At 71.4% G+C, this 24,960-nt stretch carries 22 protein-coding genes; 10 read left to right on the top strand and 12 right to left on the bottom strand.

Translation table 11 applies throughout. The annotated features are described in order from the left end of the window. Positions 1-5: 5 nt before the first annotated feature. From ASG32_RS01530 to ASG32_RS01545, 4 genes are read right to left on the bottom strand one after another with little or no spacing between them, the layout of a single operon-like run. Positions 6-977 carry a DUF1839 family protein gene (locus ASG32_RS01530; protein WP_056521726.1) on the bottom strand — a complete coding sequence of 324 codons (972 nt, stop codon included), beginning with the start codon at positions 975-977 and terminating at the stop codon, positions 6-8. Positions 978-981: 4 nt separating this feature from the next. Continuing rightward, on the bottom strand, positions 982-1,938 hold the full coding sequence (locus tag ASG32_RS01535; RefSeq protein ID WP_244491762.1) for an amino acid--[acyl-carrier-protein] ligase: 957 nt from the start codon (positions 1,936-1,938) through the stop codon (positions 982-984). Continuing rightward, a complete protein-coding gene (locus ASG32_RS01540; protein WP_056521729.1) occupies positions 1,938-3,101 on the bottom strand; it encodes an acyl-CoA dehydrogenase family protein in 1,164 nt (387 codons plus the stop codon). Before ASG32_RS01540 ends, ASG32_RS01535 begins: the two co-directional genes overlap by 1 nt. Then, positions 3,098-3,346 carry an acyl carrier protein gene (locus ASG32_RS01545; protein WP_199866069.1) on the bottom strand — a complete coding sequence of 83 codons (249 nt, stop codon included), beginning with the start codon at positions 3,344-3,346 and terminating at the stop codon, positions 3,098-3,100. Before ASG32_RS01545 ends, ASG32_RS01540 begins: the two co-directional genes overlap by 4 nt. Positions 3,347-3,736: 390 nt before the next feature. On the opposite strand from ASG32_RS01545, the gene ASG32_RS01550 reads away from it, so the two are divergent. The 9 genes from ASG32_RS01550 to ASG32_RS01590 all read left to right on the top strand — a co-directional run bounded on the left by ASG32_RS01550 (position 3,737) and on the right by ASG32_RS01590 (position 16,339). Continuing rightward, on the top strand, positions 3,737-4,825 hold the full coding sequence (locus ASG32_RS01550) for an acyltransferase (RefSeq protein ID WP_056521737.1): 1,089 nt from the start codon (positions 3,737-3,739) through the stop codon (positions 4,823-4,825). 309 nt (positions 4,826-5,134) lie between these two features. Next, positions 5,135-6,304, top strand: coding sequence for a glycosyltransferase (locus tag ASG32_RS01555; RefSeq protein ID WP_056521740.1), 1,170 nt, complete (start codon positions 5,135-5,137; stop codon positions 6,302-6,304). Positions 6,305-6,315: 11 nt separating this feature from the next. Further along, positions 6,316-8,511, top strand: a complete 2,196-nt coding sequence (locus tag ASG32_RS01560) for a polysaccharide biosynthesis tyrosine autokinase (RefSeq protein WP_056521743.1) — start codon at positions 6,316-6,318, stop codon at positions 8,509-8,511. Beyond that, complete coding sequence (locus ASG32_RS01565) at positions 8,508-9,734, top strand: glycosyltransferase (protein ID WP_199866065.1); 1,227 nt, start codon at positions 8,508-8,510, stop codon at positions 9,732-9,734. The genes ASG32_RS01560 and ASG32_RS01565 overlap by 4 nt, the downstream gene beginning before the upstream one ends. Before the next feature lie 44 nt (positions 9,735-9,778). Beyond that, entirely contained in the window at positions 9,779-10,915 is a 1,137-nt protein-coding gene (locus tag ASG32_RS01570; protein ID WP_056521746.1) for a glycosyltransferase family 1 protein, read from the top strand. Next, positions 10,896-12,152 (top strand): glycosyltransferase family 4 protein, encoded by a 1,257-nt coding sequence (locus tag ASG32_RS01575; RefSeq protein WP_056521749.1) that lies wholly within the window; start codon positions 10,896-10,898, stop codon positions 12,150-12,152. Before ASG32_RS01570 ends, ASG32_RS01575 begins: the two co-directional genes overlap by 20 nt. A 110-nt stretch (positions 12,153-12,262) precedes the next feature. Then, positions 12,263-13,486 (top strand): glycosyltransferase family 4 protein, encoded by a 1,224-nt coding sequence (locus tag ASG32_RS01580; RefSeq protein ID WP_056522266.1) that lies wholly within the window; start codon positions 12,263-12,265, stop codon positions 13,484-13,486. Further along, positions 13,483-14,994, top strand: coding sequence for a lipopolysaccharide biosynthesis protein (locus ASG32_RS01585; protein ID WP_056521751.1), 1,512 nt, complete (start codon positions 13,483-13,485; stop codon positions 14,992-14,994). The genes ASG32_RS01580 and ASG32_RS01585 overlap by 4 nt, the downstream gene beginning before the upstream one ends. Before the next feature lie 115 nt (positions 14,995-15,109). Further along, on the top strand, positions 15,110-16,339 hold the full coding sequence (locus ASG32_RS01590) for an O-antigen ligase family protein (protein WP_244491763.1): 1,230 nt from the start codon (positions 15,110-15,112) through the stop codon (positions 16,337-16,339). Between the two features lie 38 nt (positions 16,340-16,377). On the opposite strand, the gene ASG32_RS01595 is transcribed toward ASG32_RS01590, so the two are convergent. The 8 genes from ASG32_RS01595 to mdcA all read right to left on the bottom strand — a co-directional run bounded on the left by ASG32_RS01595 (position 16,378) and on the right by mdcA (position 24,291). After that, positions 16,378-17,859, bottom strand: coding sequence for an aldehyde dehydrogenase (locus tag ASG32_RS01595; RefSeq protein ID WP_056521757.1), 1,482 nt, complete (start codon positions 17,857-17,859; stop codon positions 16,378-16,380). Positions 17,860-17,927: 68 nt separating this feature from the next. Continuing rightward, complete coding sequence (gene gmd / locus ASG32_RS01600; RefSeq protein WP_056521760.1) at positions 17,928-18,911, bottom strand: GDP-mannose 4,6-dehydratase; 984 nt, start codon at positions 18,909-18,911, stop codon at positions 17,928-17,930. Between the two features lie 176 nt (positions 18,912-19,087). Further along, entirely contained in the window at positions 19,088-20,014 is a 927-nt protein-coding gene (locus ASG32_RS01605; RefSeq protein WP_056521765.1) for an acyltransferase domain-containing protein, read from the bottom strand. Beyond that, a complete protein-coding gene (mdcG, locus tag ASG32_RS01610) occupies positions 20,011-20,670 on the bottom strand; it encodes a malonate decarboxylase holo-[acyl-carrier-protein] synthase (RefSeq protein WP_056522269.1) in 660 nt (219 codons plus the stop codon). The genes ASG32_RS01605 and mdcG overlap by 4 nt, the downstream gene beginning before the upstream one ends. Further along, positions 20,663-21,379 carry a biotin-independent malonate decarboxylase subunit gamma gene (gene mdcE / locus ASG32_RS01615; protein WP_056521769.1) on the bottom strand — a complete coding sequence of 239 codons (717 nt, stop codon included), beginning with the start codon at positions 21,377-21,379 and terminating at the stop codon, positions 20,663-20,665. Before mdcE ends, mdcG begins: the two co-directional genes overlap by 8 nt. Further along, positions 21,366-22,295: a biotin-independent malonate decarboxylase subunit beta gene (locus ASG32_RS01620; RefSeq protein ID WP_056521772.1), complete on the bottom strand. Its 930-nt coding sequence runs from the start codon at positions 22,293-22,295 to the stop codon at positions 21,366-21,368. The genes mdcE and ASG32_RS01620 overlap by 14 nt, the downstream gene beginning before the upstream one ends. A 2-nt stretch (positions 22,296-22,297) precedes the next feature. Beyond that, positions 22,298-22,606 (bottom strand): malonate decarboxylase acyl carrier protein, encoded by a 309-nt coding sequence (gene mdcC / locus ASG32_RS01625; protein ID WP_042671880.1) that lies wholly within the window; start codon positions 22,604-22,606, stop codon positions 22,298-22,300. A gap of 38 nt (positions 22,607-22,644) precedes the next feature. After that, positions 22,645-24,291 (bottom strand): malonate decarboxylase subunit alpha, encoded by a 1,647-nt coding sequence (mdcA, locus tag ASG32_RS01630; protein ID WP_056521775.1) that lies wholly within the window; start codon positions 24,289-24,291, stop codon positions 22,645-22,647. A gap of 227 nt (positions 24,292-24,518) precedes the next feature. Here mdcA and madL point away from each other — a divergent pair, with 227 nt between their 5' ends. Beyond that, positions 24,519-24,950: a malonate transporter subunit MadL gene (madL, locus tag ASG32_RS01635; protein ID WP_056521778.1), complete on the top strand. Its 432-nt coding sequence runs from the start codon at positions 24,519-24,521 to the stop codon at positions 24,948-24,950. The last annotated feature ends 10 nt before the right edge of the window (positions 24,951-24,960 follow it).

Below are 24,960 nucleotides of genomic sequence, written 5' to 3' on the forward strand. Positions count from 1 at the left end.
GCCTCTCAGCGGTCCAGCGCGCGGTCGAGATCCGCGAAGACGCGGTCGTAGGTCGCCGCGAGGCGGTCGAGGCGCGGCGCCAGGCCCTCGGCCGAGCGGCGATGGAACGCGCGGGCGAGCTGGAACTGAAAGGCTTTGGCCTCGCGGCTCAGGTCCGCGGCGGCCGCGGCGGCTGGCCCGAATCCGCCGGCCTCCCGGGCCTCGAGCCACGTGAGATGGCTGGCGAGCATCTCGAAGTTGCCGCCGAGCTGGCGCGTCGTGTTGAAGGCGTAGGCGTGGAACACGCTGAGCGGCCGGACGACCAGCTCCGCGGCCATCGCCGCGAGGGTGTCGCGGAACGCCAGGACGGGGTTGCGCCGGGGCGCCCGGGCGCGATGCCGGACGAGCAGTTCGCGCGCGACCGCCGGCAGATCCGCCGGGCCGAGCGACGGTGCGACGGTCTTCACGAACTCGGCGTAGGGCGGCAGCGTCGCCGGCCCGAAGATCCCGGCGTAATCCTTCCCGGCGAGGCGGAAGCGACCCGCATTGTGCAGGTAATCGAGCTCCTGCGCGGCCGGATCGAGGGCCAAGATCCCGATCGTGGTCTTGCCGTGCTCGCGTCCGTAGGTGGTCCCCTGGGTGTCCGGCAGGTAGATCGCGTCGACCTCGACCAGCACCGGCCGGCCGGCCGCGGCCTGGATCACGGCGTGGTTCTCGAGGCCGCCGTAGACCGCGAGTTCCAGCACCTCCAGACCGTAGAGGCGCTCGATATCGCCGGTCGGCGGTTTGAAGAAGGCGAACTGGTCGCCCTCGAAATCCTGCCTCACGGTGAAGCCCAGCATCGCCTCCGGCACGAGGCCGCGTCCGTGCAGGAGCTCGATCCAGAGGTCGACGTAGCAGTTCGTCTCCGGCCAGTCGCGTCCAGAATCGTGGAGCGGGTGCGGGACGTAGGGTCCCGCGGCTCCGAGACCCTCCGGCAGGCGCAGCGCGGCGGTCACCGCCTCAGCCCCACAGCTCGGCGCGCACGGCGGCCGGCCACGCGGCGAGATCGAGCCCGTGATGGCGCAGGAGCGCCAGCGTGATCCGCTCCAGGCCGAAGCCGACGCAGGCCGTGTGGGCGACCCCGCCGTCGGCCTGGCGCAGCTCCCAGGTGCTGCCGAAATGGTCTTGGTGATAGTTGAAGCTGAGGCAGGCCGTCGGCTTGTCGACGCTGTTGACCGGGACGTTCAGCTCGAACTTCAGTCCCTGCGCCCGCTGGTTGTTGGCGAGCATCCGGCCGGCGCGGCCGAAGAACGGGTCGTTGGCCGCGTCGATCGCGAGCGGGAGACCGAGGGCGCGGATCATGGCCGTGCCGCGCTCGAGCCAGGCTTCGCGGAAGGCCAAGACCTGCTCGGGGCTGCCCATGCGCACGTATTCGCGCATCCGGAACAGCTGCATCCGGGTCGGCTCGAGCGAGGGCTCGCGCCGGAAGCAGTAGGATTGCAGGTCGAACAGGCGGCCCTCGGCCGGCAGCGCGCCCCGCGCGGCGGCGACCGGGTAGACCGGGTAGCAGGCCGCTGGCGTCAGCACGATGTCGGTGGCCTCCTGCTGCCCGGTCCAGTCGGTCCCAGCTTCGAGGCAGGCGAGGATCTCGGCATGGCCGCGCGCGTCGCCGCAGAAGCTGTGTACGGTGCCGGCGAGGTTCGGGAAGCCCTTCAGGTAGCCGCTGCGCTCGAAGGCCGGGCGGCTCATGGCCGGCGGGAAGCGCAGCACCTCGGCCTCCTCGGTGGCCCCGAGTCGCGTGATCATCCGGTCGAGGGCGTCGACGACGCTCTCGAAGCCGCCGCTGCGGCCGTAGAGGCCGTCGACGCCGGTCCGGACGAGCAGGCCGTGATCGAACAGGCGGTCGAGGAAGGTCGGGCCGCCGGCCAGCTCGTCCTCGAGCACGACGTCGCCGGGGGGAGAGGAGATCGATTCCATCACGCGCTCATGAGCTGGCCGCTGCCCTTCTGCACGAGCAGGAGCTTGGCGGTGTTGGCGAGGATGCGGTCGTTGCCGATCATCAGCGGCGCGGAGAGGACGTCGCGCAGCGGCCGGCCCAGGCTGAAGGGCGTGTCGTTGCGGTAGCCGGCGAGGCCGACGATCGCGAGCGCCCGCCGGACGATGTCGACCGCCATGTCGGAGACGGTGATCTTCAGGTTGTTGAGCATCACGCAGAAGCCGACGGAGCCGATCGTGTCGGCGTCCCCGTGCGCGTCCTCGAAGCGGCGCAGGGCCGACACGATGGTGCCGCGCATGGCCTGATGCGCGCTGGAGACCTCGGCGAGGCGCGTCGCGGTCGGCGGGACCTGCCCGGGCCGGCGCCGCGCCTCGGCCTGCACGAAGGCGCGGGCGCGGTCGACCGCGTAGGTCGCGATTCCGTACCAGACGCTGCTCCACAGCAGGTGCGAGGAGGCCAGCATCGACTGGGCGGCGATCTCCGCGAACGGCTTCGGCAGGATCTGCTCGACCGGGACGTTCCGCGCCTCCAGGCGGAAGCCGTCGCTGCAGGTCCCGCGCATCCCGAGCGTGTCCCAGTCGCCCGTTCGCGCGAGGGAGATCTGGTCGGCCATCAGCGCGACGAGGACCTGATCGGACGTCGCGGCGTCCGGATGGCGCCGGGCCGTGGCGAGGATCAGGTCGGCGTGGGCGCCGTAGGAGATCACCGACGCGTCCTTGCCGAGGGCGAAGACCTCGCCGGTCGTCTCCACGGCACAGAGGCTGTTGCGCAGGTCGCCGCCGATGCCCGCCTCCGTGGTCGAGGAGGCGACCAGCAGCTGCTCGCGCGCGATGCGCTCCATCAGGCGCCCGTGCCACGGGCTGTCGAGGCCGTGGGTCACGAGGCTGGAGACCTTGATGTGGTGCATCGCGAAGACCATCGCGGCCGCGCTGCAGGCCTGCCCGAGCGTGCTGCACAGCTCGGCGATCTGCGTCAGCCCCGCCCCCTCCCCGCCGAACTGGCCCGGGATCTGGAGGCCGAGCAGCCGCTCGGCCCTCATCGCGGCCACGGCCTCCGCGGGAAAGCGGCCTTCGCGGTCGACGGCGTCGGCGTGGTGCGCCGCCACCGCCGCGGCCCGCTCGGCGCGCGCGGCGAGCGTGCTCATGCGGCTTCCTGCTGGATCAGGGTGGAGACGGCCTCGCGGATCGCGCGGATCGACGAGAAGGACCTGCGGTTCAGGAGCTCGTCGGGGAACTCGATGCTGAAACGCTCCTCGAGGCCCAGCATCAGCTGGACGGAACCGAACGAGTCCAGCCCGAGATCGAACAGGCTGTCATCCTCGGAGAGCTGGTCGGCCTTCCCGGCGAAGGCTTCGTTCGCCCCGAGAATCTCACGGATGTCTTGAGCGATGTTCAAGGCGGAACTCCTTATTCCAGTTATCACAACGCTATTGAACGGATCGGCTCGGCGTCAAATTATCTATTGATTAATAGTAAATAGCGGTCCGTAGAGGGCGACACAGGGTTGCGCGCCGTGCAAACAGGAACCGGATGTGGCCGGCGGCCTACATTCGGCGGCACCACCTTTACGATCACTTTCCAGCTCTTGCTTTCGTGATCGTCCGTCCAGAGATTTCGCGCATTTAGCAACTCATGCGTGTAAATGCCCCGCCTGATCTTAAATTCGAGACGCGGGCCATTTAGGACGTTTCCGGACTCGTCGTGACGCGGCGGGGCCATCTCGGCCATAAGGGCGCGACGTCGCCCGTCCCGGGCGGGCCCAGCGATCAGCCGGCGCGCGATGATCTACAACCTCCAAATCCTGCGCGCCGTCGCCTCGTACCTCGTCTTCCTCACGCATTTCGGCCTCTACATCGGCCCCGTGCTGCCGAGGCCGGATCTGTTCGCCTTCGGCGCGAGCGGGGTCGACGTATTCTTCGTGCTCTCCGGGTTCATCATGTTCGTGAGCACGAGCGGGCGCCGCGAGAGCCCGGGCGAGTTCCTGCTCCGCCGCGCGTCGCGCGTTGTCCCGGTCTACTGGCTCGTCACGCTCGCCCTGGCGCTGATCGCGCTGACGGGCCTGAAGCCCATCGGGATCGTGGATATCCGGCCAGATTACGTCGTCCAGTCCCTGCTGTTCCTGCCGTTCTCCCGCGGCGGCTTCGTCGAGCCGCTCAACTCCGTGGGCTGGACACTCAATTACGAGATGTTCTTCTACGTGGTCTTCGCGGCGCTGCTCATGGTGCCGAGACCCGCCTTCCGGGCGTTCGGTGCGGCCGCGATCTTCCTGGCGCTGATCCTGCTCGGATTGCTGCCCGCGTCGAATCTCTACTGGGCGTACTACACGAAGCCGATCCTGATCGAGTTCGCCGCCGGCATCGGGCTGGGATACGCCTACCTGCGGCTCCGGGCGCCGGCCGCGGGCTTCCCGGTCCGGCGCGTGGTGTGCGCGGCCGTCGCGGCCGCTCTTCTGCTCATCCTCGGCGGCCAGATCGTGACCGACGCGCTCGGCGTCAGCCCCGAGCTGTCCGGCTTCGCGCGCCCGCTGATCTGGGGGTCAGCGGCCGTCCTGATCGTCGGTGCGATGCTGCTGCTGGAGCGGGGCGGCATCGCCCTGAAGTCGCGCTGGCTGCTGTCGCAGGGCAATGCCAGCTATTCCTTCTACCTGGTCCACAACCTGCTGCTGCACAGCGCCGCCAAGATCGCGGCGCTCGTCGTCGCGCCCGGCTTCGCGCGCGCCGCCCTGATCTTCGCGATCGCGTTCCCGGCGGCGGTCGCCGCCGGCGAGTTGCTGTTCCGGTATGTCGAGACGCCGGTGATCGCGGCCCTGCGGCGCCGGCTCGACCGGCGGCCCTCGCCCGATCCCCTGCCCGTTCCGGCCGCTTCGTAGGCCGCGCAGCCGGGCCCCCGCCGCAGGTGTGCCGACCTGGCGCAGCGGGCACCCACGGCGAGTCATGCCGAAGATTGCAGGTCTGAGAACACCCTTCGCTTAACGTTAATTATTGGCAAAGATTAAGTTTATACGCCGCGTCTCGCGTCTCAACAGGCCCTATTTTCGACTGTTGCTGCGGCGGTGACCCCTTTTTTACAGATCACGCTGCTATTACCCTCTCGTGTGTGCCTTGGCCCGCTGTCACCGGCGGGACCGGCGGGACGGAATGCATGGTCCAGCGTCCGGCGCACCGACGAGGAAGATTTGATGCGTGTCGCGATCGTTCACGACTGGTTGTACATCGTCGGTGGCGCCGAGCGTGTCCTCGAGCAGCTGCTGCGGATCTACCCGGACGCGGATGTCTTCGCGCTCTTCGACTTCCTGCCCGAAGCGGACCGGGCGCGGCTGGGCTACACCCAGGCGCATACGAGCTTCATCCAGCGCATGCCCTTCGCGCGGACGCGGCACCGCAACTACCTGCCGCTGATGCCGCTCGCGATCGAGCAGTTCGACCTTTCGGCCTACGATCTCGTCATCTCGAGCAGCTACGCGGTGGCGAAGGGCGTCCTCACCGGGCCCGACCAGCTCCACGTCTCCTACATCCACTCGCCCATGCGCTACGCCTGGGACATGCAGCACACCTACCTGCGGGAGAGCGGCTGCGACGCGGGCATGAAGAGCGTGCTCGCCCGGCTGATCCTGCACCGGATGCGCGTCTGGGATTTTCGCACGGCGGCCGGTCCCAACGCGATCGTGGCCAACTCCGCCTTCGTCGCCCGCCGCATCCACAAGGTCTACGGCCGCACCGCCGAGGTCATTCACCCGCCGATCACGCTGCCGAGCCAGCGGTATGACGGGCCGCGCGGCAACCACTTCCTCGTGGCCAGCCGGCTCGTGCCGTACAAGAACGTCGAGGCGGTGATCCGCGCGTTCGCGCTGCTCCCCGACCTCGAACTCGTGGTGGCGGGCACCGGGCCCGATGCCGCGCGGCTGCGCGAGATCGCGGGGCCGAACGTGTCGTTCTCCGGCTTCGTGCCCGACGCGGAGCTGCGCCACCTAATGGCCACGGCCCGCGCCTTCATCTTCGCGGCCGAGGAGGATTTCGGGATCATCGTGGTCGAGGCCACTTCGGAGGGCACGCCGGTCCTCGCGCTCGGTCGCGGCGGCGCCCGCGAGACGGTCCAGACCCGCGGCCCGCAGCGCACCGGGAGGTTCTTCGACACGCCCGAGCCCGTGGCCATCGCCGAGTGCGTCCAGCGCTTCCTGCTGCAGGAGAGCCACTTCACCCGCGAGGCCTGCTGGGCGCAGGCCGAGATGTTCTCGGCCGAGCTGTTCCGCAGCCGGTTCTCGACCTTCGTCGACGACCAGATGGCGATGCACCGGGCCGCCTGCGAGACGCGCCCGCGGATCCTACCGCGCCTCGAAGCCGTCGGCTGAGGACGCGCCGCATGTCCTTCCTGACTGTCGATCTGGCCGACCGGACGCCGGTTCGCGCCCTCGCCCAGGAGCCGGCGCGCGGCGGTCCGCTGGCCGCGGCCCTCGCCCGGATCTGGCAGCGCCGCTACCTGTTCGCGGCGGTGTTCGCCACCGTCCTCGGCCTCGCCGTGACCGCCCTGCTGATGATCCAGCGGCAATACGTGGCGAGCGGCTCGGTCATCGTGGCCGAGGCGGAACCGGGCGCCAACAACGCCTCGATGGCCTGGATCCAGAAGATCGGCGACCCGGCCGACATTGAGAGCCAGATCCTGGTGATCCGCTCGCCGCGGCTCCTGCGCCTCGCGATCGACGACAACCTCGTCGCCGCGGTGCTGGCCGAGTGCCGATACGCGGCCTCGGGCGGGCATCCCGACCGGATCAGCGAGAAGAAGGACGCCGCCTGCACGAAGCTCACGACCGACCGCAACGCGCTCGTCGAGTACCTGCAGAAGCGCTACACGGTCCTGAGCTCCGGCCGCTCGCGCATCATCACCATCGGCTACAAGTCGCCGCTGCCCGAGACGGCGCAGACGATGGCCAACGGCCTGATCAACGCCTTCTTGGACGACCAGCGCGAGGCGCAGGCCTCGAGCCGCAAGGCGGCGGCCGACTGGCTGCACACAGAGATCAGCCAGCTGGACGCCTCGATCCGGGCCGACGAGACCCGCATCCAGACCTTCCGGCGCCGCAAGGGCCTGCTGAAGGGCTCGCTCGCCCCGATCAGCGCGGAGCGGCTCACCAGCATCAGCCAGCAGCTCGCCGCGGCCGAGACCGCCAAGGCGGACGCGGCCGCGCGGCTCTCCGAGATCGAGGCCAAGGGTGCCCGCGGCGCCGACAGCGCCCCGGCCGTCCTGGCAAGCCCGACCATCGTCTCGCTGAAGCAGCAGCTCAGCGGCGTCAGCGCGCAGCTCGCCAACCAGAGCACCCTGCTGGGCGCGAACCACCCGGCGATCCGGGCGCTCGAGACCGAGCAGGCGAGCCTGCGCGCGCGGATCGAGCAGGAGATCGGCAACGTCGCCAAGGGCCTGCGCAAGTCCTACGAGGCTTCGAACACCCTGGCCAAGTCGCTACGCGCCCAGCTCGAGACGGCGAAGACCGACGCCGCCGCCGCCATGGACGACGAGGCCTCGATCGAGGGCATGGTGCGCAACGCCGAGATCAAGCGCACCCGCTACGCCGACTTGGTCAAGCGGGCGGGCGAGCTGGAGACCGAGCGGCGCATCCTCACCGGCAGCACGCGGCTCGTCAGCCTCGCCGAGCTGCCGCAGGAGCCGTTCTCGCCCAAGGCCGTGCCGTTCCTGGCGGGCGGCATCGTGCTGGCGGGCGTGCTCGCGGCCGCCGCCGCGCTGCTGCGCGACTACACCGACCGGCGCGTGCGCACCTCGGCGCAGCTCATGGCCGGCACCGGCGCCCCGGTCTTCGCGCAGCTGCCGAGCCTGGAGCCTGCTGGCCTCGTCGGCCGCTTCTCCGAGCGGCAGCGCGAGCTCGACCTCGCGGAGGCCCTGGCGCGGGCGCGGGTCGACCCGGTGATGCAGAACGTCCTGCGCAACCTGCACGCCCATCTCGTGCTGGCGGGCGCCGGCAAGTCCCGCGTCATCCTGGTGACTTCGGCGAAGCCGAGGGAGGGCAAGTCGTTCACGGCCTTCGCGCTGGCCGGCATCGGCGCCGCGAGCGGCCGCCGGGTGCTGGTGGTCGAGTGCGATCTGCGGCGCCCGAACTTCGAGGCCTCCCTAGGACTCGGCCGCGGCCCCGGCCTCGGCGGCGTGCTCCGCGGCGAGATCGACCCGGCCGACGTGGTGGTCCAGGCCGGACGCTTCGACGTCATCCCCGCGGGAACGCCGACGGCCGACTCGACCGAGCTCCTGATGGGCGACCGGATGGCCGACTTCCTCAAGTGGAGCCGCCGCTACGACCTCGTCCTCCTGGACACCCCGCCGACCAGCCTCCTGATGGATGCGGCGATGCTGGCCCGCCACGTCGACGGCGTGCTCTGCTGCGCCCGCTACGGCCGCTCGCAGCTCTCCGATACGGTCGAGACCGTGGCGAACCTGCGCCGCGCCGGCGGACACGTCCTCGGGATCGCCATGACGATGGTCCGCCCGGGCATCCAGTCGACCTACGACGTGATGCCGCTGCCCGATCCCCGCACGGCCGCGAGCGCGCGATGACCGAAGTGCTCCCCGCCAACGCGCTCGCGAAGCGCGGCCTCCTAGACCGGGCGCAGGCCGCGCGGTCCGTTGTCGCCGCGCGGCCGCGAGTCCTGTTCGTGAGCCATACCGGAACGATGTCCGGTGCCGAGCTGGTGCTCTGCGACGCCGTCCGGCCTTGGGCGGGCTCCAGCGCCTTCCTGTTCGAGGACGGCGCGCTGACCGCGGCCCTCCGCGACGCGGGTCTGGAGATCCGTCTCGCGCGCCGCCGGTCCGCCCTGGCAGGCCTCCGGCGGGACGTGTCACCGCTGAGCGCGCTACCGGTCCTGGGACAGCTCGGTTTCCTGGCGCTGGAGATCGCCCGATCGGCCCGGTCCTGCGACGTGGTCTACGCCAACTCGCAGAAGGCCTTCCTGCTCGCGTCTCTGGCCGCGCGCGCCGCCGGGCGCCCCCTGATCTGGCACCTCCACGACATCCTCGACGAGGCGCATTTCGGCCGGGCGCAGCGCATCCTGCAGATCCGGCTCGCCAATCTCTGCGCCGCCCGGGTGATCGTTCCCTCCGAGGCCGCCGCGCGGGCCTTCGTCCAGGCCGGCGGGCGCCGGTCGCTGATCCGCGTCGTGCCGAACGGCCTCGACGTCGATCCGGCACCCTGCTCCGCCGCCGTTCTGCGCGCGGAACTCGGCCTGCCGGACGGCCCCCTCATCGGCGTCTTCAGCCGCCTCGCGCCCTGGAAGGGGCAGGACGTTCTGATCGAGGCGCTGGCGACCCTGTCCGGCCTCCGCTGCGTCGTGGTCGGGGCGCCGCTCTTCGGCGAGGATGCCTACGCGGCGCACCTGCGCGACCTCGCGGCGCGGCGCGGCCTCTCGGACCGGGTGCTGTTCCTCGGACAGCGCGACGACGTCCCCCGGCTGATGCAGGCGGTCGACGTGGTCGTGCACCCCTCGGTCGATCCCGAACCGTTCGGCCGCACCCTGGTCGAGGCGATGCTGGTCGGCGTGCCGGTGATCGCCACCGACGCCGGCGCGTCCACTGAGATCCTCGACGGCGGCGCGGCCGGGACGCTGGTGCCGCCGCGTCGGTCGGATCGCCTCGCGGCGGCCCTGTCGGCGCTGTTCGCCGATCCCGGCGCCTTCAGGGCGCGCGCCGCGCTTGCGCGCGAGCGGGCGCTGTCCCGCTACGGCGCGGAGCGCATGCAGCGCGATCTCGCCGACATCATCCTCCAGGTCGCCGGCCGGGCCTGACGGGCCGGCGATCCCCCCTCCCGTTCGGAGCCGTCAGACCCGCCATGCCGCGCGTCCTCGTCAACATGCCGAGCCAGCATGCCGGTCGGCCGTCGGGCGTCGCGCTCGTCGCCTTCCGGGTGATCGCCGGCCTGGTCGCGCGCGGCACCTTCGCAGTGGTGCTCCGCTCCCCGTGGCGCCGCGACCAGCTGCCGGCGTCGATCCGCGACCGCGTCGAGGTCGTGACGGTGCCGCGGCCGCGGATCATGCTGCTCGACGTCCTGCGCCAGTGCCTCGCCGTCCCGCGGCTGTGCCGCGCCCGCGCCGTCGACGTGGTGCTGAACATCGACCCGTACGGGGCGGCCTTCGGCGGCCGCGCCCGCGTCAGCGTGGTGCACGACCTCTATTTCCGCACCCTGCCCGAGCGCATCCGCTCCCGCGAGGCCCTGACCACCGACCCGATCTTCCGCCTGGTCCTCGGCAACAGCGCCCGGGTAATCGCCGTCTCGGAGGCGACACGGCGCGATCTGGAGTACCATTATCCGCAGCTCCTCGGCCGGACGCGCACCGTGCCGTCCGCGGCCATGCTGGACCCATCAGTGGCTTGTTCCGTCGCCGAAGTCCCGGCAGGGCCGTACGTGCTGGCCGTCGGCAACGCCCTCTACAACAAGAACTTCGCGACCCTCGCGCGCGCCGTGGTCGCGCTCGGGAGGCCGGGGATCGGGATCGTCCACGTCGGCGAGGATTCCGACGAGGCCGTCGCCGCCGCACTCGGCGACGCGCCGGTCCCCCTGACCCGCCTGTCGGGCATCGGCGACGACAGGCTGGCGGCCCTCTATCGCGGCGCGCTGTGCCTGTGCGTCCCGTCCTTCGCCGAGGGATTCTGCCTGCCCGTTCTGGAGGCGCAGGCCCTCGACTGTCCGGTGATCTGCTCGGACCGCTCCGCGACGCCCGAGATCGCGGGAGGCGGCGCCCTCACCTTCGATCCCGCCGACGCGGCGGCGCTGACCGAGTGCCTGCGCCGCCTGCTGGACGAGCCCGGGCTCAGGGACGCGCTAATCGCCCGCGGCCGCGACAATGTCCGGCGCTACGACTGGGCCGAGACCGCGCGCCGCTACGAGACGCTGCTGCTCGACGCGCTGCAAGACGGCGCGGCGGTGCGGTCCGCCCGGGAGGTGCCGCATGCGCATCCTGCACCTTAGCTCCCTCTACGCACCCGAGCAGGTCGGCGGCGCCGAACTGATGGTCGAGACGCTCGCCCGGACCCAGGCGGATCTCGGCCACAGCGTCGCCGTTGCCTGCGCGGCGCGGACCGAGGGCGGACCGGTTCTGCAGGACGGCGTCACGGTTTACCGGATCGGCTACGGGACGCCGTTCCACATCCTCGATTGGCCGCAGCGCGGGCGGGTCGAGCGCCTCCGCTACAAGGTCGCGGCGCAGTGGAACCGCCACGCCGTCGACCGGATGACGCGGGCGGTCCGGGACTTCGCCCCCGACCTCGTGAACACGCATTCCATCTCCGAGCTACCGCCGGCGCTCTGGCCGATGCTCCGGCGGCTCCGGGTGCCGGTCGTGCACACGCTGCACGACTTCACCAGCCTCTGCACCAACGGCGCGATGGTGCGCCACGGGCGTCCCTGCGCCCAGCAGCATCTCAAGTGCCGCCTCTACGCCGCGCCGCACCGGCGCTGCCAGCGCGCCGTGACGGCCGTCGCCGCCGTGGGCTCGGACATCCTCGACCGCCACCTCGCGGCCGGCCTCTTCACCCACGTGCCGCCGGCGCTGCGCCGGGTGATCTGGAACCCGATCCCGCCCGGCTCGCCGGTGACGCGGGCGAAGCGGGCGCCCGGCGCGCCGGTCCGGTTCGGCTATCTGGGCCGGATCGAGGGTGCGAAGGGACTCGATGTCCTCCTCGACGCCTGCCGGCGCTTGCCGGAGGCGGGCTGGCGCCTCGCTGTTGCGGGTCGCGCCGTGGACGGACTGGACCGCTACCGAGCCCTGGCCGAGGGCCTGCCCGTGACCTTCCCGGGCTACGCCGAGCGCGACGCCTTCCTGGACGATCTCGACTGCCTCGTGGTCCCGCCGATCTGGCCCGAGCCCTTCGGCCGGACGGTGGCAGAGGCCTACGGGCGCGGCGTCCCGGTGATCGGCACCGCGACCGGCGGCATCGGCGAGCAGGTCGGGTCCGGCCCCTGGCTGGTCCCGCCCGGCGACGCGCCGGCGCTCGCCGCCGCGATGGCCCGGATCATCGCGGAGCCGGCCCGTCTCGCCGAGGGGCTCGCCCGCGCCGCACGCATCCGCGCTGGCACCGATCCGGTCGCTGTGGCGACCGCCTATCTCGATCTCTACGCCGCGACCCGCGACGCGGCCTCCATCGAACCGCTTCCCGAGCCTTCCGCCCGCGCGGAGCGCCCGCACCTCAGCGAGTGCCGTTCATGATGACCCCCACCCTGTCGTCGAGCTACGCCCGGGTCCTCTCGGAGGAACCCCGCGCCCAGGACCGGGACCGCCCGAGGGATCAGGCGGCCGCGCGCGCGGTGACCGGCCCCCTGCGGATCCTGCATCTCAGCGCCCTCTACCCGCCCTACATCGTGGGCGGCGCCGAGCGCTCGGTGGAGCACCTCGCCGAGGAACTCGTCGCGGCCGGCCACACGGTGGCGGCGGCCTGCATCGCCCGGGAGCCCGAGCCCAAGAGCGTGCGCGGCGGCGTCACCGTCTACCGCATGGCCCACCACAACGATTTCTGGCTGGAGGACTGGCCCCAGGCGAGCCGGTTCGGCCGAGCCTGGGCCAAACTCAAGCAGCAGTGGAATTTCGCCGTCGCGGCCGAGTTCGGCCGCGTCCTCGACGATTTCCGCCCCGACATCGTCAACACGCACTCGCTGCTCGACGTCTCGACCCTCGTCTGGCGCGAGGCGGCCAAGCGCGGGATCCCGATCGTCCACACGGTCTGCGAGTACGACCTGATCTGCGGCAACGCCGCGATGTTCAGGGACGGCAAGCCGTGCGACCGCTGGCACCTGGGCTGCAAGGTGGTCAACGCCGCCAAGCAGATCACGAACCGGTCGGTGGACGCGGTCGTCAGCGTCGGGACCGAGATCCTCAAGACCCATGTCGACCACGGGTTGTTCGCGCATCTCGCGCCCGAGCGGCGCCGGGTGATCTTCTATTCCTGCACCGTCCCAGAGGGCGACCCGGAGGCCAGGCGCCGGATCGACCGGACCGGCCAGCCGATGACCTTCGGCTATCTCGGCCGGATCAACACCGAGAAGGGGGTCGGCACGATGATCGACGCCTTCCGGCGGATCGGTCCCGGCGATTGGCGCTGCCTCGTCGCCGGCCACGCGATGGACGACTCGATCGAGCGGTTCAAGGCGCAGGCCGAGGGCCTGCCCATCGACTTCGTCGGCTGGGCGAAACCCGCCGAGTTTCTCAGCGCGATCGACGTGCTCATCGTCCCGTCGTTCTGGGCCGAGCCGTCGCCGCGGACGATCTACGAGGCCTACACGATGGGCGTTCCGGTGATCGGGGCGGGCTCGGGCGGCATCCCCGAGCTGATCGGCGAGGACAACGCCGACTGGCTGTTCACGCCGGGCGACGACGCCGACCTCGCCGCACGGCTGCGGACCGTGATCGCCCGCGGCCGCGGTGACCTGCCGGACGAGCGCGCCTTCCAGCACGTCATCCGCGAATCGACCTCGGAGCGCGTCGCCGAGAAGTACCTCGATCTCTACGCCGAACTCGTTGCCGAGCGTCGGGCGAGCCGCCCGTGAGCGCCGCCGCGCCGGTCCTGTCGGAGGCGGCCGCCGCCGAGGAGGAGCCGGGGCTCGCCTCCGGCGCCGCGGTGACGCGGCGCTCGTTCGACGCCGCGCGTTGGGTGGCGGTGGCCTCGGTCGGCAACGTGGTCCTCAGCTTCGGGGTGTTCCTCGTACTCGCCCGCCTCATCGGGCCCGCCGAGTTCGGGATGGTGGCGATCGCCGCGGTCTTCATCGACATCCTGCAGATCGTCGCCCGCTGCGGCCTGCCCGACGCGGTGGTCCAGCGCGCCGACCTCGACGAGGACTTCGCCGCCACCGCCTTCTGGGTGATGCTCGCCACGGGTGTCCTGTGCGCCGTGGGCCTCGTGGCCCTGGCCGGCCCGATCGCCTGGATCTTCGACCTGCCGGCGCTGCGGCCGGTCCTGTGCGCGCTCTCCGCCTGTTTCGTCATCACCGCAGCGGGTGCGATCCACGAAGCGCGGCTCCAGCGGAGCTTCGGCTTCCGCAAGCTCGCCCTGCGGGCGCTCGGCGCCAACGTGCTCGGCGGCGCCGCGGCCCTCGTGCTGGCCCTCGACGGCTACGGCGTCTGGAGCCTGGTGGTGCAGCGGCTCGTCGCCGCGACCGCGACCACGCTCCTGACCTGGGCGGCGGCCCGCTGGATTCCGCCGCTGCGGCTGCACCTCGCCTCCGTGCGCGAGCAGATCGCGTTCGGCTCGCGGCTGTTCTGCACCTATCTGCTGCTCGTCGCCTCGATCCGGAGCCAGGAGGTCATCGCGGCCTACTTCCTGTCCGCCACCGATGTCGGCTACCTGCGCCTCGCGTGGCGCTGCATCGACCTCGTGAGCCAGGTCGCGGTCATCCCGCTGACCACGGTCGGGCTGACCACCTACGCGCGCCTCCAGGACCGTCCGGGCGAGCTGGCCGCGGCCTTCCACGGATTCACCGAGGCCTCCGCGTTCCTCGCCGTGCCCGCCTTCTTCGGCATGGCGGCCGTCGCCCCGACCCTCATCCCGTTCCTGTTCGGCGACCAGTGGCACGACGCGGCGCCGGTGCTGCGGACGCTCGCGCTCCTCGCCCCGGAATTCGTCGCCACCTCGATGCTGTGGATGATCTTCACGGCCCTGGGCCGCAACGGCACGGCCCTGCGGCTCGCCGGCGCGCAGTTCGGCCTCGGCGCCGCGGCGGCCCTCGTCACCGCGCCCTTCGGCCTCGCCGCCCTGGTCGCCGGGCACGTGGTGCGGGCCTACCTGTTCACGCCCGCGATCGTCGCCAGCGTCGGGCGCGTCGTCCCGGTCACGAACGGGCGGCTCGTGCGGCTCCTCGCGCCGATCACGCTCTGCGCCGGCGCGATGGCCGGGCTGGTGCTGGTTGTCCAGGGGCCGATCCACGCCGCCCTCGGGGACCGGGTCGGCCTGTTCGCGGCGGTCGGAATCGGGATCGCGGCCTATCTGGGCCTCGCCTGGATCTTCATGCGCGGCACGCTCCGCACGGCCGTCGGCCTGTTCCTGAGACGCCCCGCCTGATCTGCACCCTCCGCCAACCTTTGTGGGCGACACTGCCCGCTAGAGGCCGCGGCCGGCGGAGGGTTCATCGGCGGCCGATGCGCGGGGACGGTGCAGGGTGATGGCGGGACAGGCGTTGCCGATCGAGACGCGCGCGCCGGCCGCGTCCCTCCTCGCGGACCGCTTCGCCGTGTTCCTGCTCGGCGCCGCCCTGAACTTCAACGTCCTGACCTCGACCTTCGGGCTGCCGTTCCAGCGCCTGTCCGACCTGCTGCCGTTCCTGCTCATTCCCTGGTTGGGCCTGCGCCGCGCCGTCGTGGCGGAGGCACTGCGGCAGGCCGCGCCCCTCGCCGGCATCCTGGCGCTGATCGCGGCCTCGTTGGTGCTGAAGGCGCATAAGCAGGCGGGCGACGTCTACCTGACCCTCGTCCTGCTGCTCTACGTGGTCCAGGCGTTCATCCTGCTGGTGATGTTCCGCGACCGGCGCGTCGAGGACGCATTCTGCGTCGGCCTGCTCGCCGGAATGCTCGCCTCCCTCGCGGTCCTGCTGCTCGCCGCCTCCGGCATGCCGCTCGACCGGTTCGGACTCGCCGTTCCCACGGACGGGCTCGACGAGGAGCTGAAGCTGTTCGTGCAGGACAAGCAGGGCGGCCTCTGGGCCTCGGGCAACGAGACCGGCCACGTCTTCGCACTGGCCGGGGCCGCGGCCCTGCTGCTCAGCCTGCGCTATCGCCTGAAGATCGTCTATCTCGCCTACTTCGCGGCCCTCCTGGCGAGCTTCCCATTCACCAACAACCGCGCCGGCCTGTTCATGCCGATCCTGTTCCTCGGCCTGCTGATGCGGCGGAACCTCAAGGCGCCCGCGGTGCTGGCCGCGCTCGGCGTCCTGGGCGTCCTGCTCGTGGCCTGGGCGGTGACGGGGGAGATCCCGCTGCCGGGGACGCTGTCCCAGGCGATCGAGCGGCGCTTCGCCGAGGACCACAACGTCACGGGCAATTTCGACGAGCGGTTCCTGTCCGGCGTGACCGCGCTCCAGTTGGTCCTCGAGTACCCGTTCGGCGTCGGCGAGGTCGCCCGCCGGGAGGAGCTGCAGGCCCTGACCGGGCTCGTGACACCACACAACGGCTTCGTGTCGCTGGCACTCCAGAGCGGCATCGCCGCGGCGCTGCTGCTCGTCGCCGGCCTCGGGCGGATCCTGCTCGCACCCGCGGCCTTCGGGCCGTTCCTGACCTACAGCGCGGTGTTCCTGATCCCGTCGCTCATGTTCGAGGAACTGTCGGTCAACCAGTACTTCCTCTTCTTCATGGGCTTCGTCCTGGCATCCCTCGCGCTGCCACCGGACCGCGCCCAATCGGCCCCGGTTTAGGGACCGCGCCGCCACGGATTGCGGCGCGGCCCGCGGGCTCAGCGCATGACGAAGGGGTTCTCCGGCGCGTCGCGGCTCGTGGAGATCCACACGCTCTTGGTCTCCAGGTACTCACGGATCGACTCGATGCCGCTCTCGCGGCCGATGCCCGAGCGCTTCATGCCGCCGAACGGCATCATGTAGCTCACCGCCCGGTAGGTGTTCACCCAGACGGTACCGGCTCGCAGCCCCTTCGACATGCGCATCGCGCGGCCGATATCCTGGGTCCAGACACCCGCCGCGAGCCCGTAGATCACGTCGTTGCCGACCCTCAGCGCCTCGGCCTCGTCCTCGAAGCCGATGATCGACAGCACCGGGCCGAACACCTCCTCCTGGGCGATGCGCATGTCGTTGGTGACGCCCGTGAAGATCGTCGGCTCGACGAACTGGCCGCCGAGCACGCCGGGACCGGAGGCGGGATTGCCGCCGAAGACGCAGCGCGCGCCCTCGCTCTTGGCGAGCGCGATGTAGTCGAGAACCTTCGTGTACTGGGGCGGCGTCGTGATCGGCCCGATATTGGTGTCGGCCTGCATCGGGTCGCCGAGCTTGGCGGTGCGGGCGAGTTCGACTAGGCGCTCGGTGAATTCCTGGCGGATGCTGTTCTGCACCAGCAGGCGCGAGCCGGCGATGCAGGTCTGCCCGGTGGCCGCGAAGATGCCCGAGATCGCCCCCGCGGCCGCGGCCTTCAGGTCGGCGTCGGCGAAGACGATGTTGGGCGACTTCCCGCCGAGTTCGAGGGAGACGCGCTTGATCTGCCGCGCAGCGGCTTCGTAAACCTTCGCCCCGGTGACGTCGGAGCCCGTGAAGGTGATCTTGGCGACGTCCGGATGTTCGACGATGGCGGAACCGGCCTCACCGCCGAAGCCGGTGACGACGTTGAACATGCCGTCGGGCAGCCCGGCCTCCTTGGTCAGGCGGGCGAATTCCAGCGTGCTCGCGGAGGCGAACTCGGACGGCTTCACCACGACCGCGCAGCCCGCCGCGAGCGCGGGGGCGCATTTCCAGGCGACGAACAGGAGCGGCGAGTTCCACGCCGTCAGCGCTCCGACCACGCCCACCGGCTCGTGCCGGGTGAACGCGAAGGTCTCGGGCTTGTCGATCGGCACCTGGGCGCCCTCGACCTTGTCGGCGAGGCCCCCGTAGTACCCCCACCATTCCGGCTGGTAGCGGGTCTGGCCGTACATCTCGGCGAAGAGCTTGCCGTTGTCGCGGACCTCGATCTCGGCCAGCGCCTCGGCCTCGCGCTCGACGAGATCGCCGATCCGGCGCAGGACCTTGCCGCGGGCCGAGGCCGTCATGGTGGCCCAGGGGCCGTCCCACATGGCGCGCTTGGCGGCGGCCACCGCCCGGTCGACGTCGGCGCGCCCGGCGCGCGGGATCCGCGCCCAGGGCTCGCCGCGATAGGGGTCGATGGACTCGAACCACGAGCCCTCGACCGGATCGACGGATTGGCCGTCGATGTAGAGCTGGTAGGTCTTCACGGCACGCCTCTCCGTCCGGGGATGCGCGCCATATGGATCCGGAGCCCGCTCGCGGCGAGCCCGACGGCTCAGGCGTTGGCGCTGAGGCGCTTGATGTCGGCGTCGACCATCTCGGTGATCAGCGCCTCGAGGCTGGTCTCGGCCTCCCAGCCGAACGTCGCCTTGGCCTTGGCTGGGTTGCCCAGCAGCACCTCGACCTCCGCCGGCCGGAACAGCGCCGGGTCGACGATCAGGTGGTCGTCCACCTTCAGGCCGACATGCTTGAACGCGATCTCGCACATGTCCCGCACCGTCGTGGTCCGGCCGGTCGCGATCACGTAATCACCCGGGCGGTCCTGCTGAAGCATCAGCCACATCGCCTTCACGTAGTCCCGGGCGTGGCCCCAGTCGCGCTTGGCGTCGATGTTGCCCAACCGCAGCTCCTTCTGCCGGCCGAGCTTGATCCGCGCCACCGCGTCGGTGACCTTGCGGGTGACGAACTCGACGCCGCGCAGCGGGCTCTCGTGGTTGAACAGGATCCCGTTCGACGCGTGCAGCCCGAAGCTCTCGCGGTAGTTGATGGTCATCCAGTGCGCGTAGAGCTTAGCGACGCCGTAGGGCGAGCGCGGGTAGAACGGCGTCGACTCGCTCTGCTTGGCCTCCTGGATCAGGCCGAACATCTCCGAGGTTGAGGCTTGGTAGTAGCGCGCCTGGGGCGCCGCCGAGCGCAGGCATTCCAGCATGTGCACCGCGCCGAGGCCGGTCACCTGCCCGGTGAGCAGCGGCTGCTGCCAGGACGAGGTCACGAACGACTGGGCGGCGAGGTTGTAGATCTCGTCGGGCTTCGTGGCCTGGACGATGCGCAGAAGGGCGGATTGGTCGAGCAGGTTTCCGTCGACCAGCTCGACGTCGTCGGTGATGCCGAGCCACTTCAACCGATGGTCGAAGACGCCGGCGTGGCTGGAGCGCCGCACGATGCCGGTGACGGCGTAGCCCTTCTGCAGGAGCAGCTGCGCCAGATACGCGCCGTCCTGGCCCGTCACACCCGTGATCAGCGCTCGCTTGGCCGTCATGAACCCGTCCCGTCCCGAAGATGCCCGGCTGCTACGACCGCAACGGGCCGCGCGTCAAGGCGATGTGTCGACATCAGTATTGCGCCAAGCAAGCGGAGCCGGAGCGGCAGATCGCCAGACTAGCGTCGCAACTCGACAGCCATCTGCAATGGTCGTGCGGCCCCAGTGCGGCGCGGCTAAGGTCGCGCGAGCCAGTCCGCCACGCCGTCGAGCGTCCGGAATTCCTCGACGGCGTGGACGCGCGCCGCCGGGAGCGCGGTCCGGGCCATGGTGGCGAGGGCGTGGCCCGGCCCGAGTTCGAGCACGCGGTCCGCGCCGTACTCGCGGCACGCCTCCAGGCAGGCGGCCCAGTCGATCGTGCGCGAGATCTGGAGCGCCAGCTTCCCGCGACCCTCGGCATCCCGAAACACCGTGCTCCCGTCCAGCCCGCTGACCAGCCGGGGCGCTCCGGGCGGCGGGCGGCGCGGCGGCACCGCCACGAGCGCGTCGCGAAAGGCGGCCGTCGCGGCGTCGAGCAGGGGCGTGTGCGACGGCGTGTGAACGGGTAGGACCACGGCGCGCTGCGCGCCCGCGCCGGTCGCCTCCCGGCACAGCACCTCCAGCGCTGCGCGCGGACCGCCGACGACGCCGCTGTCGGCCGCGTTGCGGATGGCGAGGTGACAGCCGTGGCGCGCCGCGAGATCCGCGAGCGCGTCGAGGCTCAGGCCGCGGATCCCCGCCAGGCCAAACCCCGCGCCGGATGCGGCGTCCATAACCTCCGCCCGCCGTGCCGCCAGGGCGAGCACGTCGGCGAGGTCGAGGCGCCCGGCGACGCCCCAGGCCGCGAGATCGCCGATGCTGTAGCCGGCGACGATCGACCGGTCCGGCGCCGCCTCCGCCAGCGCCCGCCATGCGGCCAGGGCGGCGACGCAGCACAGGATCTGGCCGGTCCGATTCGCGTGCAGGTTGTCGCCGCCGGCCTGGGCCAAGTCGCGCGGGTCGGCGCCGCCGAGGAGCGGTCTGGCGGCTGCGAACACGTCCTGGGCCGCCGGATGATCGGCCGTCAGGTCGAAAATCGCCGGGTGCTGACCACCCTGGCCGGAGAGGAGGATCGCGAGGGTCATGCCGCGCCCGGGCCGCGCAGTCCCGCGACCGGCCGCAGAAGCAGCTGGTCCAGGCTCTTGGCGAGCACCGAGCCGTCCTCCGGCGCGTCGCGCAGCTCGCTCCAGTGCAGGTCGGCGCCGTCCGGCAACTGGATCTCGCCGTCGATGCCCATCGGCGCCGTCTCCGCCACGGCGGCGATGCCGTCGAGAAGGTCGACCGGCACCGGTGGTGGGCACGGCCAGAGCAGGTCGAGGTCGGAGGTGGCGCTCAGGTAGGTCAGGCCCGTGACCGCCTGCCAGAGGAGGCTGCCGAAGGGGCGCGGCACGAGGCCGTGCCGTCGGCCGAGCGCCGTCAGGGCGTCGAGGGTCGGGCCCCAGGCCGCCGGCGCGCGGGCGACGGCCTCGGCGAGGGTCACCACCGGTGCGGGCGCCAGCGCCGAAGCCGGCAGCGATAGCCCGATCCGCCGCTTGCCGTCCGCGGGCGGCAGCGGCAGGCCGAGCGGCACCGCGTCGCCGGTCTCTCCGGGGACGCGGCGGCGGACGATCAGCGGCCGGCCCGCAGCGGCCCAGCCGTCGAGATGGGGGACGGCGCCGAGGTCGGGCCGGTCCGCGCGCCAAGCCGCCAAGGCCGCCGGATCGACCCGGACGAGGTCGTGGCGTCGGAACGGCTCAGCCAAGACGGGCTTGGTCGGCCACGGCCGCCGCGACGGTGCGGGCGACCGGGCGACCGCCCCGCTCGGCACCCAGCCGGTCGCGGATATCCTCCGCCGGCAGGGTATCGATCACCGCGCGGATCTGGCCCTCCAGGCACAGGTCCGGGTTTAGAACCACGTGGACGGCGCCGGTCGCCACCATGTTGTCGAGGCCGGGCGCGAATACGGGCGTCGACTTCGCCATGTCCTTCAGCGTGTCGAGCGGCAGCTTGGTCACCCGGGCGACGGACGGCAGGTCCATCACGCTCGGGTTCGCCCCGGGTAGGGCCGCGAGAACCCGCGTCGCGAGCGCCGTGGCGATGAAGGCGCCGGCGGCCGAGTGGCCGTAGATCAGCCCGATCGTGGGATGGCCCGACCGGTCGGCCAGGAGCAGCGCCTTGGCGAGATGCGCGAGGCACTCGTTGAGACCCAGCAACTCGTCGCGGCGGCTCATGCGCTGGCTGTCGGAATCCACCGCCACGAGGATCGGCGCGCGGTCGCCGGCCCGGACGGCGTCGAGCACGGCGCGCGACAGGACCAGCGCCCCGTCGACGCCCAGGGGCGTGTCGCCGTCGACGCCCACGACGTGCATCCGACCGTCCGCGAAGGGGCCGGTGCCGGTCACGAGGCCGTCGCGCACCGCCACCGCGTGTCCCCGCGGGAACAGGGAGGCGAGGATCTCAGCGAGCGTCATGGTCTGCCTCCGGGCTCCGGGTCACGGTCTCGTCGAAGGCGGGCGTGTCCATCGCCGGCACCGCGTCGGGATCGTTCACGCCGAGGCGCGCCCAGACCTCGGTGGCGTCGCGGCAATCGCCGAACCGCTCGATCCGGGCCTCCAGGCGCGCCTGCTCGGCGTCCAGGGTCGCCAGATCGAAGGCCGGCGCTCGGCCGACGAGGTCGCGGGCGGCCGCGCGGAAGGCCGCGACCGTGTCGGCGCAGAAGGCGTCGGCGCCCCCGATCAGGCGACGGTGCTTGCCACCCATGGTCCGCCAGACCAGAGCGCGGTCGCGGGAATCGAACTCCTCGGCGCCTTTGTTGGTCTCGATCACCTCGGGGCCGGAGACCGAGATGCGCCCGCTCTCCGACACGGCGAGCCGCGAGCAGGTGCCGGCGATGAGGCCGCCGCCGCCGTAGCAGCCGGCCCGCCCGCCGATCAGCCCGACGACCGGGATGCCGGCCGCGCGGACGTCGACGATGGCCCGCATGGTCTCGGCGATGGCCGTCTCGCCGGCATTGGCCTCCTGAAGGCGGACGCCGCCGGTGTCGAACAAGATAAGGACCGCCTTCGGCTTCAGCTCCAGGGCCGCGCGGAGCAGGCCGACCAGCTTGCCGCCGTGCACCTCGCCGAAGGCGCCGCCCATGAAGCGGCCCTCCTGGGCGGCGACCAGGACCGGGTCGCCGTCGAGGCGCGCGCTCCCGACCACGATGCCGTCGTCGAAGGCGCGGGGCAGGTCGAAGAGCGGCAGGTGCGGGCTCATCCGCCGCTCGGTCGGCGGCAGGAACTCGCGGAAGCTTCCCGGATCGGTGAGCGCCAGCACGCGCTGGCGGGCGGTGGCCTCGTACCAGCTCAGGGCGTCCGGATCGAAGCGCGCGGCGCGGTCGGCAGCCATGGTCAGGCCTCCATCAGCCGCGCGCCCTGGAGCAGGCGCAGCGACACGGTGTCGGGGCGGGCGCCGCCGTCGTTGATGCTGATGCGGAGGCCGCCCGGCTGCGCCCGGGCAACGAAATCGGCCACCACCGCCTCCCAGACGTCGCCGTAGCCGGCGATCGGGGTCTCGATGGCCACCTCGCAGGCATCCGGCGGCAGCACCCGCTCCAGCAGGATCTCCAGGTTGCCGGAGGCGACGACGCCGGTGATCGCGCTCGGCGCCGAGCCGGCCAGCGGCTTCCTGGTGGTGTGGCGGAAGGTCAGGGATTCCATCGCCGGCTCCTCGGGTGCGGATACGTCATCGCGCGACGCTACCAGTTCCGGAAGCGGGCGGGCGGCTCGTAGAGCCCGCCGGACCAGTGCACGAGATCCTTGATCGACTTCGCGGCGAGCAGTGCGCGGTCGGCGTCGAGCGGCTCGATGCCCAGATCCTCCGGGCGTCGGATGACGCCCCGGGCGCGCAGCTCCTCGACCTTCGCCCGGTCTCGACCGCGTCCAACCTCGGTGTAGCCGGCCACGCCCCGGATCGCCTGCTCGCGCTCGTCGGCGTCGCGGCATAGCAGGAGGTTGGCGATGCCTTCCTCGGTGACGATGTGAGTGACGTCGTCCGCGTAGATCATGACCGGCGCCAGCTCGAGGCCGATCTTTTTGGCCAGTTCGAGGGCGTCGAGCTTCTCCACGAAGGTCGGCACCAGCTTGTCGCCGAAGGTCTCGACCAGCTGCACGACGAGCTTGCGCCCGCGCATCAGTGCCGGATCGCCGACGATCTGGCCCTCGCGGCCGGCCTTCATCCAGGCGTCGGAGGGGTGGCGTCGTCCGTGCGGGTCCGACCCCATGTTGGGCGCCCCGCCGAAGCCCGCCACCCGCGACTGGGTGATGGTCGAGGAATGGCCCATCAGGTCGATCTGCAGGGTCGCGCCGATGAACATGTCGCAGGCGTAGAGGCCGGCGGTCTGGCAGAAGGCCCGGTTCGAGCGCAGGCTCCCGTCGGCGCCGGTGAAGAAGACGTCCGGACGCTCGCGGATGTAGCGGTCCATCCCGACCTCGGAGCCGAAGCAGTGGACCTGCTTGACCCATCCGGACTCGATCGCCGGGATCAGGGTCGGGTGCGGATTCAGCGCCCAGTGCGTGGCGATCTTGCCCTTGAGGCCGAGCTTCTCGCCGTAAGTCGGCAGCAGCAGCTCGATCGCCGCCGTGCCGAACCCGATGCCGTGGTTGAGCCGCTTGATGCCGTACTCGGCGTAGATCCCTTTGATCGCCATCATGGCGATCAGGATCTGCGTCTCGGTCATCGCCGCCGGGTCGCGGGTGAAGAGCGGCTCCACGTAGAAGGGCTTGTCGGCCTCGACTACGAAGTCGATCCGGTCGCCCGGGATGTCGACCCGCGGGACTACGTCGACGATCTCGTTGACCTGCGCGACCACGACGCCGTTCTTGAAGGCGGTCGCCTCCACGACGGTCGGCGTGTCCTCGGTATTCGGCCCCGTATACAGGTTGCCATTCCGGTCGACCGAGACGCCGGCGATCAGCGCCACGTTGGGCGTGAGGTCGACGAAGTAGCGGGCGAACAGCTCTAGGTAGGTGTGCACCGCCCCGAGCTCGATCTGGCCGCCGTAGAGCATCTTGGCGATGCGGGCGCCCTGCGGACCCGAATACGAGTAGTCGAGCCGCTTCGCGATCCCGGTCTCGAACACGTCGAGGTGCTCGGGCAGCACGATCCCCGACTGGACCATGTGCAGGTCGTGGATCTTCTCGGGATCGCAGGCGCTCAGGCCGCGGGCGAGGCAGTCGGCCTGCTTCTGGTTGTCGCCCTCGAGGCAGACGCGGTCGCCGGGCCGCAGGATGGCCTCCAGGAGGTCGACCACGGCTCCGGCCGGCACGACCTTACCGTCCGCATGGGCGCGCCCCGCCGCGATCCGCGCGTCGCGCGCCTGCCTCTCACCGCGCCACTCGCCCATCCGCGTGCTCCCACCGGTGTACCGAACGTCATATAGCGGGCGCTCTGGTATTCTCAAACCCTTCGATATCACAGTTTCGTATACGTGATTGCGCGCCTGTCAATATCTTGCATACTTTCACCAACGGCCTCCGAGGCCGATCCGGGAGGGCAACGCGCCATGTCGCACGCGTCCATACGGCCGTCGAATGCGGCCAGAAGAGCCGCTTCCTGGAAGGGGCAACGCCGATGATCGTTCTCGGTGTCGCCCTGCTCGCCGCCTGCACGCTGGTCGGCGTGTATCTCGGCGATCTCCTCGGCCTGGCCCTCGGCGTGAAGGCCAATGTCGGCGGCGTCGGCATCGCCATGATCCTGCTCATCGCCGCGCGCCTGTGGCTGTCCCGCCGGGGCCGCCTGACGAAGGGCGTTCAGTTCGGCGTCGAGTTCTGGGCGGGGATGTACATCCCGATCGTGGTCGCCATGGCGGCCCAGCAGAACGTCGTCGCCGCCGTGAGCGGCGGCCCGATCGTGCTGATCGCCGCGACCGGCTCCCTGGTCCTGTGCTTCGGCGCGGTCGCCCTGCTGAGCCGGATCGGCCGGCGCGATCCCGGCAGCGGCCCCGTCGAGCACGGCGGATCCGTGATCGGCGGCGACGCCGAACCCGTCGCCAGGAAGGGGTGATCGCCATGGG

The sequence above is a fragment of the Methylobacterium sp. Leaf361 genome (assembly GCF_001424445.1).
GTDB lineage: Bacteria > Pseudomonadota > Alphaproteobacteria > Rhizobiales > Beijerinckiaceae > Methylobacterium.